This is a genomic window from Enterococcus raffinosus (genome assembly GCF_001886185.1).
In the GTDB taxonomy this organism is placed as follows: Bacteria; Bacillota; Bacilli; order Lactobacillales; family Enterococcaceae; genus Enterococcus_A; species Enterococcus_A raffinosus.
Map to the genome: position 1 here is coordinate 31,950 of NZ_JXLA01000008.1, position 15,088 is coordinate 47,037.

General features: G+C 34.7%; 13 protein-coding genes and 1 pseudogene. All 14 read left to right on the forward strand.

The genetic code is table 11. The features are described from left to right. The first annotated feature begins 12 nt into the window (after positions 1 to 12). The 14 genes and pseudogenes from RV13_RS05750 to RV13_RS05820 all read left to right on the forward strand — a co-directional run bounded on the left by RV13_RS05750 (position 13) and on the right by RV13_RS05820 (position 14,942). Complete coding sequence (locus RV13_RS05750; RefSeq protein ID WP_010745505.1) at positions 13 to 582, forward strand: serine acetyltransferase; 570 nt, start codon at positions 13 to 15, stop codon at positions 580 to 582. After that, entirely contained in the window at positions 579 to 1,340 is a 762-nt protein-coding gene (locus RV13_RS05755; RefSeq protein WP_010745506.1) for a glycosyltransferase family 32 protein, read from the forward strand. The genes RV13_RS05750 and RV13_RS05755 overlap by 4 nt, the downstream gene beginning before the upstream one ends. After that, entirely contained in the window at positions 1,337 to 2,428 is a 1,092-nt protein-coding gene (locus tag RV13_RS05760; protein WP_060789091.1) for a polysaccharide pyruvyl transferase family protein, read from the forward strand. Before RV13_RS05755 ends, RV13_RS05760 begins: the two co-directional genes overlap by 4 nt. After that, entirely contained in the window at positions 2,421 to 3,443 is a 1,023-nt protein-coding gene (locus tag RV13_RS05765; RefSeq protein WP_010745508.1) for a nitroreductase family protein, read from the forward strand. The genes RV13_RS05760 and RV13_RS05765 overlap by 8 nt, the downstream gene beginning before the upstream one ends. Positions 3,444 to 3,460: 17 nt before the next feature. Then, the gene (locus tag RV13_RS05770) at positions 3,461 to 4,660 is read left to right on the forward strand and encodes a hypothetical protein (RefSeq protein ID WP_010745509.1); all 1,200 of its coding nucleotides are present in this window, start codon (positions 3,461 to 3,463) and stop codon (positions 4,658 to 4,660) included. Between the two features lie 171 nt (positions 4,661 to 4,831). Beyond that, positions 4,832 to 6,253, forward strand: a complete 1,422-nt coding sequence (locus RV13_RS05775) for an oligosaccharide flippase family protein (RefSeq protein WP_010745510.1) — start codon at positions 4,832 to 4,834, stop codon at positions 6,251 to 6,253. Further along, on the forward strand, positions 6,254 to 6,745 hold the full coding sequence (locus RV13_RS21515; RefSeq protein ID WP_010745511.1) for a DapH/DapD/GlmU-related protein: 492 nt from the start codon (positions 6,254 to 6,256) through the stop codon (positions 6,743 to 6,745). A gap of 358 nt (positions 6,746 to 7,103) precedes the next feature. Beyond that, positions 7,104 to 8,039: an LCP family glycopolymer transferase gene (locus RV13_RS05785; RefSeq protein WP_028020519.1), complete on the forward strand. Its 936-nt coding sequence runs from the start codon at positions 7,104 to 7,106 to the stop codon at positions 8,037 to 8,039. Positions 8,040 to 8,171: 132 nt separating this feature from the next. Beyond that, positions 8,172 to 8,735, forward strand: a complete 564-nt coding sequence (locus RV13_RS05790) for a VanZ family protein (protein ID WP_010745513.1) — start codon at positions 8,172 to 8,174, stop codon at positions 8,733 to 8,735. A 649-nt stretch (positions 8,736 to 9,384) separates the two neighbouring features. Next, positions 9,385 to 10,068: a class D sortase gene (locus RV13_RS05800; RefSeq protein ID WP_010745514.1), complete on the forward strand. Its 684-nt coding sequence runs from the start codon at positions 9,385 to 9,387 to the stop codon at positions 10,066 to 10,068. A 14-nt stretch (positions 10,069 to 10,082) separates the two neighbouring features. Further along, positions 10,083 to 10,928: a hypothetical protein gene (locus tag RV13_RS05805; protein ID WP_010745515.1), complete on the forward strand. Its 846-nt coding sequence runs from the start codon at positions 10,083 to 10,085 to the stop codon at positions 10,926 to 10,928. 12 nt (positions 10,929 to 10,940) lie between these two features. Next, positions 10,941 to 11,732 carry a YveK family protein gene (locus tag RV13_RS05810; RefSeq protein WP_028020516.1) on the forward strand — a complete coding sequence of 264 codons (792 nt, stop codon included), beginning with the start codon at positions 10,941 to 10,943 and terminating at the stop codon, positions 11,730 to 11,732. A gap of 121 nt (positions 11,733 to 11,853) precedes the next feature. Beyond that, a pseudogene (locus RV13_RS05815) lies at positions 11,854 to 12,570 on the forward strand (sugar transferase). 734 nt (positions 12,571 to 13,304) lie between these two features. After that, positions 13,305 to 14,942, forward strand: coding sequence for a SpaH/EbpB family LPXTG-anchored major pilin (locus RV13_RS05820; RefSeq protein WP_010745519.1), 1,638 nt, complete (start codon positions 13,305 to 13,307; stop codon positions 14,940 to 14,942). The last annotated feature ends 146 nt before the right edge of the window (positions 14,943 to 15,088 follow it).

Below are 15,088 nucleotides of genomic sequence, written 5' to 3' on the forward strand. Positions count from 1 at the left end.
GGGAAAGATAATATGAACTCCAAATTCAAATATGACTATTTCAGAGTACGGGGTTTTTTTCCTAAAGGTAGTAAAGCTAAGATTGATATTTTTACAAAAAGTAGACTTATGTATATGTACATCGCAAGAGCAGCAGAAGGAAAAAAAGTAAGAAATAGACTCTTCAAACTGATTCTAAAAGTATATGGGCGAAAATTTGGACTTGAGTTTCAGACTGATAACATAGGTGTTGGATTTTCTATGGGTCATGCATTTTGTATTACGATAAATGATTATGCTCAGATTGGCAATAATTGTTCAATAGCGAAGGGAGCAACAATTGGACAAACTGCTAGTGATTTTGGTGAAGACAATATTAAAGCTCCTATTATTGGAAATGAAGTTTGGATTGGAGTAAATGCCACAATAGTTGGAGATGTCAAGATAGGTAACAATGTATTAATAGCTCCAAATGCCTATGTAAATTTTGATGTACCTAGCAATAGTGTTGTTATTGGAAATCCTGGGGAAATACACAAGAAAGAAAATGCGACTGATTTATATATTATAAATAAGATAAAACCTGGAGTTGAAGAACTTTGATACCAAAAAGAATACATTATTGTTGGTTCGGAAATAAGCCAATACCCGATTCTGTAAAGAAATGTATTATGTCATGGAAAATAAATTGCCCTGAGTATGAAATTATTCGATGGGATGAATCTAATTATGATATAAATAAAATTACTTTTATCAAAGAAGCATATCAAGCAAAGAAATACGCATTTGTCTCTGATTATGCACGTTTAGATATTATTTATAATAATGGAGGATTTTACCTAGATACAGATGTTGAACTTATTAAAAGTCTTGATAGATTTTGTGAGGATAAGTGTTTTATGGGATGCGAATTACCTGGAAAAGTTGCTACGGGGCTAGGCTTTGGAGCTACAAAGGGGAGTACTATACTAAAAAGAAATATGGATATTTACGAAAAATCTTCATTCTACGAGAATGGACATCAAAATAGCATTACCTGTGTAGAATACACCAGTAATTTGCTCTTAGAATATGGACTTAAAAAATCCAGAGATATTCAATATTTAGATTCGGGGAATATTACTATCTATCCTACTGAATTTTTTTGTCCTTATAATATGATAACTAAAAAAACAACGATTACTAATAATACTTATTCTATTCACCACTATGATGCTACTTGGTATAGTGAAAATATTCTACTTAAAAAGTGGAAAAAAATGATTTTACCAATGAAAGTTTATCTTAAAAGAATCGTAAATTCTCTTTTTGGAGAAGGTATATACGAAAAAATAAGAAATAGTTTAAAGAGGGATTTATGAAAAAATATGGGATTTTAACATTTCAAAATACAATAAATTACGGTGCAGAACTTCAAATATATGCTCTTTATAATACTTTAAATAGTATGGGATTAAATATACGAATTATTCAATATTATAACGATAATATTGAAAAAAATGAATTTCCGAAATTATTAGATAACTTATCAATGAAGAAACTTCTTTACTATATAGTTAGGTCCTTTACTACTAGAAATAAAAAAAAATCTTTCCGTAAATTTGAAGATGATTATCTTTTGTATTCATCTAATTCATACTGTAAAGACAACTTTTCAAGTCTTTCTGAGGAGTTCGATGCAATTATTGTAGGAAGTGATCAAATTTGGAATACTAATTTGACGGATGGGGATTTAAACTATTTTTTACCGTTAAAAAATGTAGAGAAATACTCATATGCTGCTAGCTTTGGAGTAGGTAATTATCAACATTTGAATAATGTTGATGAAATAGGTAATTTACTTTCTGATTTTAAAGTTATTACATGTCGAGAGTTAGCGGGGAAAGAAATAGTTGAAACAATTAGTCCTAAGTTTGCCTCAGTAGTTTTAGACCCGACTTTTCTGTTAAGCAAGGAAGAGTGGGAAAAGTTTGGAAATATTAGCAATATTGAGCATGAGAAATATATTTTATTGTACTTTGTAAAGGACAAAGAGATTTTAAACTTCTCACAAAAGTATGCAGCGGAAAACAATCTAAAAGTAAAATATATCAGTATGAGACCTTTTTCAAAGAGAGGTATTGAAACTATAAATGATGCTTCACCTAGAGATTTTATTAATCTTATAAGCAATGCAGAAGCTGTAATAGCTGGAAGTTACCATGGATTTATTCTTTCTTTAAATTTAAATAAGCCAGTACTTGTTTCTCTAGAGTTAGATCCTAAAAATAAGAATTCACGAATGGAAACTATTTTTGAAATATTTGGAATGGACAAAGAAAAGCTCATAATAAATTCTAATAACTATGATAAAGACTTCTTCAAAGATTATGAAAAGATTAATGAGCATATTGAGGATTGGAGATTGAAGTCAATAGATATATTAAAAGAGGTGCTAGATTATGAATAATAGTGAAACTTTGAAGCTGAAATTCAGAAGAGTTTTACCAACTCCTGTTTTCAGTATTTTATCATACATATATAAAGTAGTAGAAAGTATAAACTATAATGTACAAGATAATTCATTATTACTTAAAGCATTGAGTAAAAAAAATCTTTCAAAAAGAAATTATTATGAAGTTTTATTGAATACACATATTTTAGAGAAGGGGTTAAGCAATAAGGAATTCAGAAGTGGATTTGGGAGAGAAAAAATAAAACGTTTATCTTATGAATTAAATATATGTAGAAATGATAGTGGACAACAGAATTTTCCTTATCAGTCAGCTATATCTGTTTTAGCGGAGTATTTAAAGAAACACAATAATGAAAAAGAAGTAAGATCATTCTTTGAAAATATTTTTTCTAGGAAAGTTATGAATGATATTGATTTTTATAGTAATAAGAATGAACCTATATCTGGTGTTAATTTAATTAAAAGAAAGGAACTGGAAATGAAAGTGGGTTCTTTTGAGAGTATAGCTAAAAGTAGATTTTCACTTAGAGAATATGATTTAAAAAAATCGATTAATCCAAATGATCTTAAATGGGCAGTTGATATTGCAAAATTAGCGCCTTCTTCTTGTAATAGACAACCAATAAAAGCCTATTGTGTTCTTTCTGAAATAAAGATATTGAAAATTATGGATAGGCACCATGGAATACAAACAAAACCACAAGGACTCTTCATTATTACAGCGGAGATGTCAGCGTATCCGAATGCAAAGACGCGAAGTCTTCCATATGTAGACGGTGGTCTTTTCATGATGGCGCTAAGTTACGCTTTACAAGAAAAATTTTTAGGAAACGTTATTTTAAATGGATGCCTCAGCAGAAAAGATGAATTAGAAATAAAAAAAATAATTGACATAGAGGAAACCGAAAGAATAATTGGATTTATGTCTTTTGGTCAAATGGACGAATCAATGTTGGTATGTAAATCTAGTAGAATTCCTTTAGAAGAAACTTTAAAATTCGTAGACTAAGATATTGTGAGGATAAAATGTTTAAATTAAATAATTATAGAGGCTTATCAGTTGTTGATACATTACCAATACTTTTATTGTTTTATTCATTATTCGAAGTTTTATCTAGTAGTAAATATGACGACTATATAAATTTCGGTTTTGCTAAATTACTACTTATGGTTACGATTTTTTGTACAACCATTATTCTTTTTATACCTAAAAAATTTCCAGCTAAAATTTTTTTCAGTATAGTATTAGTTATGTGTCTAATTTTAGTATCATCCTTGATTAGCCAAACAATGATTCTTGTTTTAAATAGTTCTCTCATAATTGCTACAGTGTATAATGAAAAGTATATTAATACTTTTAGTAAATTTATTTTTGGGGGATTACTATTGGGAATGATACTAGTTCTAGTAGGATTCTTATTTGGTATTTTACCAGATGTAACTACCTTCGAACATGGAACTATCCGACACTCTTTAGGCTACAAAATCCCTCCTAACATGTCAAATTTTTATTTAGGACTTTTGGCGAATTTCATTTACATAAATAAAGAAAAACCTAAGCATATTTGGAATCTCTTGTTACTCATTCCTTCATTTGAAATATCGAAATATACAGATGGGCGTGCTTCATTTTATTGCACATTATTGTTAGTTTTCTTTACATTAGTTTCCGATATTGTTCAGAAAAAGCTTTTTGATATTTCTAAAATACTATATTATCTTACGTCTATAGCCGGCATTACGATTATAGTATTAAGTGTCTATGATGCTGTTTTCTTTTTTTCTAATCCAATATTACAACAAATTGATTATTTTTTTACAGGAAGACTTAAATGGTTTGCCATTGCATGGAGAGAGTATCCAATAAATTTATTTGGAAATAATGTATCCTACAATATAAATGGCCCAGAAAATGGAATTATCCTAGATAATGTTTTTTTAACAATCTTATTGAGACATGGAATATTAATCTTCTTGATGTGTGTAATCATAATCGGTAAGCTTCTTAAACATTTGAAAAATAATAAAGAAGTGGTAGTTCTCAGTATATGGTTTGTCATCTTTATAAACTCAGCTGTTTCTGCATCATGGATGCCAATTTGGAAATCAATTGTTTTACTCCAGATAGCACAAATGATTGCTGAAAAATGTAAACCTCAAAAAGAATTGGACAATAACTTCCGTTCTTATCAGCTTCGAGCATGGGAAAAAGAAAAGTTGGACTAAACTAAGTAATATACTTAGCTGAAAAAGTGAGTATATTACTTTTTCTATTATTTTTTAACTTCGAATAGAAATAATCTTGAAAAGTCATTTGGTTTGACGACTCTTTAAACAATTTTTTAAAATACAAGATTTTATTACTAAAAATCTTATATTTTATTAGAGGGGAAATATATGAAAAAAATAATAGAGAATTTTTTTTATCAAACTTTATTTCAAATTGTAAAGATAATTGTTCCAGTTTTAACGATTCCCATAGTGTCAAGAGTATTAGGGCCATCAGGTATCGGATTATATAATTATAGCTATTCTATTGCTAATTACTTTGCTCTTGCGGCAGGCCTTGGTATTACAATTTATGGTAATCGAGCAGTATCATTATCATGGAATAGGAATGAGGATGTATCTAAAACATTTTGGGAGATATTAACTCTCAAGACAGTAGTTTCTTTTATAATCATGATTTGCTATTTGATATTTATCGTATTGGCTATAAATGTCGAAGACAGAACAGTTTATATAATACAATCTCTAATCATTTTAGCAGTTACTTTCGATGTATCTTGGTTTTTTATGGGAATAGAAAATTTTAAAAAAACAAGTATTGTTAACACGATAACCCAGTTACTAACTTTCTTTTGTATCCTTATTTTTATTAATAACTCGCATGATATATTGAAATACACCTTTATTCAATCTATGGGGTTGATGTTATCACAACTATTTGTTTGGATATATATTAAGAAATATATTAAGTTTATTAAAGTCACTTTTAAAGATGCTTTTTCACATTTCAAAGGAGCAGTAGCATATTTTATCCCACAAGTAGCTGTCTTTTTATATACAAATTTGAACAAAACTATTGTAGGGGTATTTTTAGGTACAACAGCAGTAGGATATTATACTAATTCATTGCAATTGAACACAGTGTTTATAACAATCATCACAACTTTAGATTTAGTTTTACTACCTCATATGAGTAGTCTATTTGCTCGAGAAAACGTAAAAAAAATCATTAAATTGATGGAAAGGACAATCCATTTACAGTTGTTTTTCTCAATTGCAATTTTTTTTGGCATGCTAATTGTTTATGACAAACTTGTCCCATGGTTTTTTGGTTATGATTTCATTTTTATAAATAAGTTAATTCCATTTTTTTCCATTCTTATAATTATTTGCCCTCTAGGATTAGCAATCTCAAGACAATATTTAATTCCCATTGGAAAAGTGGGACAGTTTAATAGATCAGTAATTATTGGAGCGGGTGTTAATATTTTTTTTAATGCGCTATTATTACCTATGTTAGGGATTTATGGAGTGGTTTTTGCTAATATACTTGCTGAGCTTTTTGTTACAGGTGTAAGAACCAGAGCATTTTTAAAAGAGACGAATTTCAATTTTGATTTCAGAAAAATTATGATATATGTTTTTGCAGGACTTTGTATGTTCATAGTAGCACGTCTTTTTACTAAAAATATGGATGCAACGGTATCAACTAATATCATTCAGATTCTTATTTCTATACCTATATATTTCATAATTACTACGATAGCTAAAGCAAATCCTGTACTGGATTATTTGAAAAAGGGTGATTAGATGCTTCGAATATTACTAAATTCGAATATAGTGAATCAAGAATTTTTTCCAGATATATTTAGAAAAAAATTAATGCAAATTTATTGTGATTCAATTGAAAAAGATTGTCATATAAAACAAATAAAATTTATCGGCGGTAAACAATTGAGGATTGGAAAAAAAACATTTGTCAATCGATTTTGCAACTTTTTTTTACACCCTAAGAATCCATGTAGTTACATCTATTTGGGAGATGAGGTTGCGATTGGTCCTGATGTAAGTTTCATCACTGTAACGCATAATTTTGGAGATGCTTCTAGGAGACAAGGGACTACTATATGCAAACCAATTATAGTAGAAAATGGGTGTTGGATTGGAGCTAGTAGTATTATTTTACCAGGAGTAACTATTAAATCAGGTTCTATAGTTGGCGCAGGAAGTGTTGTTACAAGAGATGTCGATACGAATACTTTAGTAGCGGGAAACCCTGCCCGTGTCATACGGAAGTTATAGAAAATACAGAGATTAGTATGAAAAATAATTTTTTCGTATTTTCTATTAAATATTAATTGTTGAATCCTTCTGTTTTTATTATTGAAAAAGATAGATGATATTGGTCATCGATATTTGTATAGATTTATGTCTGCTAAATATCCTATAATATAATTTGTATGAGTGTGTTCAGATATGCTACATACTATTTAATTAAGGTGAAGATGACTATACTGTTTATTGAATTTAAAGTTATAACTGGTTGATATATAAAATATCTGTGAATCATTGATTCTTTAATACAGTATGTACTACTTTATCACAAATAGAACCATAAGTTGACAGTCACTTTGTTTTTTAATGAAAGCGAGTTGATCTTATGTCTAAACAAAAAAGATCCACCAGTCGCTCTAAAAAAATCCTCCTCTCACTACTAGGAATTTTCCTAGCTCTCCTGCTTGTCATAGTCGGCATCGGAGCGAAGATGTACTATGACGTGCGGTCCACAGCGAATGATGCGTATGAGTCTGTAGATCGGGATGATGCATCGAATAAGCGGCAAGTGAGCTTATCGGATCAGGAGCCGTTTAGTATTTTACTGTTGGGTGTTGATACCGGAGCGCTAGGGCGGACGGAGCAGGGACGCTCGGATACGATGATGGTGGCGACGGTGAATCCGTCATCGGATGAGGTGTTGCTGGTGAGTTTGCCTCGGGATACTTATGCGGAGATCGTTGGTCATGGGACGCAGGATAAGATTAATCATGCGTATGCTTTTGGCGGCGCGGCGATGTCGATGGATACGGTGGCAGAGCTGCTGGATATTCCCATTGATCATTACATAACTATCAACATGCAAGGGATCGAGACGCTAGTCGATGCGGTTGGTGGGATTGAGGTTAACAATCCGTTTGAATTTACATATGAGAAGAAGACATTTCCTAAGGGGCAGCAGGAACTAGATGGTGAAGAGGCGCTGAAGTATTCTCGGATGCGCTATGATGATCCAGAGGGTGATTATGGTCGGCAGGGACGGCAGCGGCAAATTATTACCGGTATTGCGAAGAAAGTATTGAGTACGAAGGGGCTAACGAATTATTCCTCGATTTTGAAAACGATGGGCCAGAATGTAAAGACGGATCTGACCTTCACGGATATGCGAACCTTGATGGGAGATTACCGCGCTGCATTTGGCAATATCCAATCGGATCAACTGAAGGGGGAGGGCTTCATGCAAGATGGCGTTTCTTATCAGCGGATTGATCCAGGAGAGCTGAAGCGTGTTCAAGAGGAATTAAAGGCGCAATTGAAATAGGTGTGATGAAAACCAGAGCGGTTGTCTCTGGTTTTTTCTTTAAGCTTTTCTTGTGGCGGCGCCTTTTTAATGAATCGTTTAAGTTGTTTCGCTATAATTATTTGCTATAAGGTTGTCTGAGGAGGGGATTCGATGAAGAAAATCATTGCAGGTATCATATCTTTTATGCTGAGTTATGGGATGGTCTATTATTTGGTCATGCCGACTTTGCAGAATTATCCTCGCCTGGATTCGATGGCGCAGCGGTTTGAGTATACGGATGAGGCGTTATGGCTGTTTATCTTCTTGAGCTTATGGCTCTTTTATTGGCAATGGGAGCAGAGGAAGCTATGGAATATTTATTTGTATTTGTTTTATAGCGGCTACATCCTATTATTGTTCATCATGCTGTTCACGAAAGCGAAGGCGTATCATTCCTTTAATTTGAATCCCTTTGAGTTGTACTTGAACAATGGGCAGCAGATTATCGAGTTGATATTGAATACTGGATACTTTATCCCTCTTGGCTGCTTGTATGGATTACGGGCAAAGCCGGTTGAGGCGGCAGTGATCGCCTTGATCACGATTCTTGGGATCGAGACGATCCAATATGTGTTCTACATTGGCACGTTTGATATTTGGGATATTTTTACAAACTTTGCGGGATGTCTCATCGGCTACTTCCTTTGCCTGCAAATAAAAAAGAGAATCGCGTAACTGAGTAAATGCAGATCAGTCATCCTAAGCTGGATGAGGATCTGCATTTTTTTATGTTTCTTGTGCATAGAAAAGAGCTATTTTGATCTTTTGGCGAGTTGATTATTCACTCAATCAATAGTTTATAAATGATTGATAGAAAAAACAGCAAAAAGAGAGCGCTTGCTTTATCAGTTAATAAGAGAACTATTTTAATAATTAAAAAGTTAACCAATCGGAAAATCTGATTAATTCTATCGACTTTTATTAAAACGACTCTGATTGTTTGGTATTTGATAATACATAAATAATTTGATGTTTCTTACATTTATATTCTTCTCATTTTCTGTTTATTAGGACCTTGAAATATTATTTATAAATCGGATTGTTTTTACGCAGATAGAAAAGTATACTAATATCATCAAAAATATTATTTTTATCATATAGAAATGCATAATTAGCAAAGGGGAAATGTTGGTGGGAAAAATTATTCGTACATTTATTGATTTCGTCATCATTGAGCTGAAGATTCAAGGAAAAGAAGCGACTCTTTCTGATGAAAAAAGTATCTTGATAGGTCGATCGAATAGGGAGTGGTCTGTGTGTCTTGCGAATTTCTTTGCAAGTTTACAGTGGATTCTGCATTCCTTCGTCATAGGAGGTAGATGCTTTGCATAGTTCATCGAAGTTAAAGAGACTCAGTATTACGGTGATTGTGCCGCTTATTTTTTTGATGGGCGGGTATTCGTTGATCTATCTCGTGGGCAAGCCAGTCATCCAATTTGTGACGTCTTCTATCCAGCTTTTTCTATTAACGGATACGCCGACGTTTGAGTCGGCGGAGCAGTCCTTTGAGCCAATTGATAATAAGAATGTCGTTGTAAATAGTAAAAAGGAATTGCCCTCGACGAAGGTCGCGTATCCGGTGGGCGGTCAAATCTTTGGAAAAGTAAAGATAGCCAGCGTCCGCTTGTGTGTCCCTTTATATTTCGGGGATAGTGAAGAGATTTTACGGAAGGGTGCGGGACAATTCATGGGCTCGGTCTATCCTGGGGAGATCGGCACTTCGCTGATCGGCGGGCATAATGTCGATGATTTTGGCAAGCTCGGAACGGTTCCAGTGGGTGATCGAATCGAGATTCAGACCACTTATGGAAATTATACGTATCGTGTCACTCAGATAGAAGTGAAGGGTAAAAAGGACCCAGTGATTGATCGTATGATCTATCAGCGGAATGAGCGACGACTCATTCTCTATACGTGCTACCCGATCGATAGTTTAGGCTTAACCGATCAACGATTGTTTGTCAGTGGAAAATATGAGTCTGGCCCAAGGATCAATGAAAATGAGTAGGAGGTGAGCTTGGAATGAATCAAATGACACGGAACATCCCCCGTTGGATTTTAGCTTTTATTGGCTCACTGCTTCTCTTTGCCGCAGGTGCGCTGCTTTGCGTTCGTCTGACCTTGTTCAATCAAAACTTTATGATCCAGCAAATGCATCAAGCAAAATACATTGAAACGATTCGCAAAGACGTGACGGAGAGCATTCAGGATGTGGGGCGGGGCAGCAATATCCCGCCAGAGGTCTTAAGCGATGTGGTTACAGAAGAGTTAGTGACGATCAATGTGGAGAACTATATTCGCGGCATTTATCAAAACATCCCCTTTCAGCTTCAGGGGGAGGATCAGATCAAAGAGAATATCTTGAAGAACGTGGATCAATACGCGCAAGAGAAGAATATCTCGATTGATGAGTCGACCGAAAAGAATTTAACCAATTTAGCGGAAACGGCGGCTAAAAATTTTTCGGCGTATATTGAGATCCCTTATTTAATGAGCTATGGACAGAAGGTCATGGCCTTTGAATCCTCATTGAATGTCATTATGTTTGTTGTGGGGGCGGCCTTTTTACTAATATTTGCGGGGCTGCAATTGATGATCAAGATGACGCATCAGAGGGTTCGCTGGAGCAGCATTACCTTTTTTGGCGCAGGCTTGATGCTTGAGACATTGCCGACGATTATCTATTTCAGTGGGGGGATCCAGCGGCTAGGGATTACCTCAGAGGGACTCTATCGTTTCGTTACCTCCTATGTGACGAGCTTTGATTTGAGTTTCGTATTTGTTGGATTGGCAGTGATCGGAGTCGCGATCATTTTAGTCATTATCAGTGAAAGAATGCGTGATAAAAGACTATTTACTATTCACTAGCAGGAGGGAAAGATGGAAGAGACAAGCAGCTTAGAAGGAATGCTTCAGATTTTGAAACGAAAACTCGCGTGGATTGTCCTGACGATGATTGCAGGGCTAGGGCTCGCAGCCGGTGTGACCTTTTTCTTGATTGCACCGAAATACGATTCAGCGGCCCAGCTAATTGTGCAAAGTGATCAAGAAGAAGGCGGCAGTGGGAATCTACAAAATGATATCAACGGAAATGTTCTGTTGATTAACACCTACAAAGATATGATCAGGAGCGATATTGTCATTGATGCGGTTCAAAAGAAGCTGCAGGATGATTATCAATCTCTTTACAGTAATAGCGAATTAAAAAGTATTTTGGAAGTAGAACAGGCACAGAACTCGCAAATGTTCCAGATTATCGCGACTTCTCCTGAACCACGAAAAGCGGCGTTAATCACGAACACAACAGCAAAAACTTTTCAGGAAAAAGCAGAGGAAGTACTAGCCGTTAATAAGGTGACGATCACTTCAGAAGCAGCGGTCTCTTCTAAGTCGGTCTTCCCTAATCATACATTGAACTTATTAATCGGGACTGTGTTAGGCATGATGATTGGTATGGGTCTGGCCATTTTGATCGAATGGCTGGATAAAACAGTGAAGGACGAACGCTACATCGTAGAGGCTTTGGGCCTGCCTGTTCTAGGGCAAGTTTCTGAGGTTCATCCTAAGGAACGGGTTAGAAGGCATAGAATTATCGTGACAGCTCAGGAGGATCGTGCAGTTACCTGGGGCACGGGCACTCAACCACCTCAGCGAAAGCGCAGACGAGTCTAAAAAATTGAATCGGAGAAATGAAAAGAATAGCTGGATCTAAGTTTTAAGATTCAGTGATTTGACAGTGGACCATCGTTTTTTATTTCTTTTCGTACTATGTAGGATGTTGGAGGAATTTGGGATGAAAAGTGAGAAGACCTTTTGGCACATGAGTAATTTGAACAGCGGCATCTATGTGGATCAAGAACACACGCAAGGAATCTGGCTAGATAAAGAAAAGATCGAAGAGCAAACCGCTTATGAGCTTGTTAAAAGAATCCTTGATTTACTTTTAGCTAGCAGCGGTCTGATTCTTATTTCCCCGGTCATGCTGTGGATCGCCTATAAAATACATAAGGACGAACCAGCTTGTCCAGTGATCTTCGCACAAAAACGTGTAGGAAGGAATGGCAAACTATTCACGATGTATAAGTTCCGTTCGATGTGTGTCGATGCAGATGAACAGTTAACGGGACTCCTAAAGAAAAATTAGCTCAAAGGAGCGATGTTTAAAATTAAGGAAGATCCAAGGATAACGGAATTCGGCAAATTCATTCGTCGTACAAGCTTAGATGAGCTTCCCCAGCTGATCAATGTCATCAAAGGAGACATGAGTCTCATAGGGCCGCGACCGCCCTTGCAAAGAGAAGTCGCTGAATACACGCAGGTTGATCTGCAACGTTTACTGGTGAAGCCGGGCTGTTCGGGACTGTGGCAAGTTAGTGGCCGCAATGAAGTCGACTTCGATGAGATGGTGAAATTTGATCTCATGTATATACAGACTCGAAGCATCAGACAGGATCTTTCGTTGATTCTTAAAACGATAAAGGTCATGCTGAAACCGGATGGGGCGTATTAGCTGCAGTTTGTAGTCAAGCTCTATCAGGGTCCATAAAATAATTAAAAACTTTTTTAAGCTTAGATATAGCACGAGAAGATAAGGAGCTCGATCCTCATTTTTCGTGCTATTTTTTGTTCTTTCAAGATTGAGCCAACTCTTTTATAGTGATCATGGGATGACTATAGGAAATTTATTGTCTGTTTCCTTAGTAAGATGATTAAAATCAGCGGATACAAATTGCATAATAAAGGACTGGAGAGAAAATCTTCAGCTTTTTTTATTATAAAAGCGATTTATAATTAATTTTAATAACTTATCCTCGGAAATATATTTATAATTATTTTTATTTTGATTTTTATATATGAAATTGTTTGAAATTTTAATCAAATAATAGTAATATTAAATTATAAAAGCTATATTATAGTTATCATTTTTCTTCTAATTTGAATTATATTGCTTTTTTGATAAGAGTGTTTTTTCGAATGATTCAATAGTTAAAAAAGGAGGTGTGGATGTTAGAAAAATTGTATGTATATAGAAGTCGCTATCATCAGTTTTAGTGTAGAAATGAGATAAAAAATAGTTTGTTTGCGACTATTTTTTGAAAAGAAATGCAGATTTCGAATGATAGCGAAACGACTAGAGTTCATCCATTAAAGTTTAACGTGGTTGTATTTGATTTTTGTACTATGACTTTTTTGAGGAAACTTTGCAAAATCGAAAATAAATTACTTATGAAAAGGGGAAAGAAGATGAGAAAAAGAGTTCATCGAATTGTGACATTATTATTTATTGTATTTTCAATAATCGCAGGAGGGGCACCAATAGTCGCCGCCAATGATGCTATCAGACCCGATATAAATGGGAGTGGAACTTTAACGATCCACAAACACTGGGCAGAAGACAATAGCCAAATCGGTAGTGAAGGAAATGGGAAAGAACAGACAGTAAATAATTCACCAGTTGAAGGTGTTGTTTTCAATATTTATGAATTAACACCTATTGCTGGTAACGAAGAACTAACTCCTCCATCAGAAAAAGATGGGGCTGTTTATGAAGTTAACAGTGCCAGAACAGAACTGACAATAACATTTAAAGGAAACACATATAAATATACAATGGGGACAAAACAAACAGGAACGACTGATTCAACAGGTGTATATAAATTTGAAGGTTTAGAAGGGTTTTATTATGTGGAAGAAGATTTGGCGATGTCCAATCCAACTGTTAATGGAGAAACAGTAAAAATAGCAACTCCTGCGAAACCGTTTATTGTTTCTGTTCCAATGACCAATCCTAATGGTGATGGCTGGTTCAAAGATATACATGTTTATCCAAAAAATCAGGGAATGACACCCGAAAAAACTGTGAATAATGGAAGTGGAAATTCTGTAAATATTGGAGATAAATTAGATTTTGGGATTAAAGTTGCGATTCCTAGTGATATTGGTGATTCAGAATATAAAGTTTTTAACATCAACGATAAGCTTGATGAAGCCCTGACTTACTTAACGAATAGTACTAAAGTTTACGCTTATAAGTTTGTTAATAATATCTGGGAAAAGGTTGAGGTTACTACAGGGGTTAATGCCGTTTTTACTGCCGGAACCAATACGGTTTCTGTCGAGTTTACAGAAGCTGGAAGAGCTGAATTGGCTCGCTTGATGACTCAGACCGGCGGAAATTATACTCACGTTGGAATTGAATTTAGTGCAAATGTCAATGAGAACGTACTATCTAAGCCTAATTATACTGTTAAGAACCAGGGGGAGATTGAATGGAACAATACTCCTGGAGATGAAACAGAAAAAACACCTACCACTGAAACAGAAACAAATACTGGTGATGTAGAAATTGATAAGGAAGATCAATCAGGGGCTGATTTGAAAGATGCTGAATTTCAAATTGCTGCAACTAAAGAAGATGCGGAAAATGGAAATAAGTACATCAAAGTCAAAGTAGACAGTAATGACAAAATCACAGACATAGTTTATCCAGGTGATGCTGATTATAATACTGCTTTGAACTGGATCATTCGTCCACATGCTGATGCTGGAGAACTTGGGGTAGATAATGATACGAGTACGTTTTATGCTAATAAATTTCAGGCCCTGCAGACACATACTGGAACCGATGATAAGAAAGAAGCATTGAAATATTATGTAGTAGAAACGAAAACACCTGAAGGCTATAACCTGTTAGATGCTCCAGTTGAGGTTAATTTTGAAGAAGAAAACTCGGAACATATCGTAACAAAGAAAATAGTTAACTCTCATGGATTCAAATTACCGAACACTGGTAGTTTGGGCATGATTGTTTTGACCATCGTTGGAATTATTTTGATCGGCTTAGCGATCTTGATGTTCTTGCCAAAAAAACGTCGTTCATAAAAACAAGTGTTGTGGGGAAGGAATCTTCCCCACACTCTTTTGAAAATAGGAATATTTTTTGTGCAATAAGACTTTCATCTTAAAGAAAAGCAACTTACTAAATATAATAAGTTGTTTTTCTCTGAAATGAAGTTGGGAGGAAAAAG

Coding starts and splice junctions, on each gene's coding strand:
- RV13_RS05770 (WP_010745509.1), top strand. CDS start 3,461: ATGTTTAAATTAAATAATTATAGAGGCTTATCAGTTGTTGATACATTA.
- RV13_RS21515 (WP_010745511.1), top strand. CDS start 6,254: ATGCTTCGAATATTACTAAATTCGAATATAGTGAATCAAGAATTTTTT.
- RV13_RS05775 (WP_010745510.1), top strand. CDS start 4,832: ATGAAAAAAATAATAGAGAATTTTTTTTATCAAACTTTATTTCAAATT.
- RV13_RS05810 (WP_028020516.1), top strand. CDS start 10,941: ATGGAAGAGACAAGCAGCTTAGAAGGAATGCTTCAGATTTTGAAACGA.
- RV13_RS05805 (WP_010745515.1), top strand. CDS start 10,083: ATGAATCAAATGACACGGAACATCCCCCGTTGGATTTTAGCTTTTATT.
- RV13_RS05750 (WP_010745505.1), top strand. CDS start 13: ATGAACTCCAAATTCAAATATGACTATTTCAGAGTACGGGGTTTTTTT.
- RV13_RS05820 (WP_010745519.1), top strand. CDS start 13,305: ATGAGAAAAAGAGTTCATCGAATTGTGACATTATTATTTATTGTATTT.
- RV13_RS05785 (WP_028020519.1), top strand. CDS start 7,104: ATGTCTAAACAAAAAAGATCCACCAGTCGCTCTAAAAAAATCCTCCTC.
- RV13_RS05765 (WP_010745508.1), top strand. CDS start 2,421: ATGAATAATAGTGAAACTTTGAAGCTGAAATTCAGAAGAGTTTTACCA.
- RV13_RS05760 (WP_060789091.1), top strand. CDS start 1,337: ATGAAAAAATATGGGATTTTAACATTTCAAAATACAATAAATTACGGT.
- RV13_RS05790 (WP_010745513.1), top strand. CDS start 8,172: ATGAAGAAAATCATTGCAGGTATCATATCTTTTATGCTGAGTTATGGG.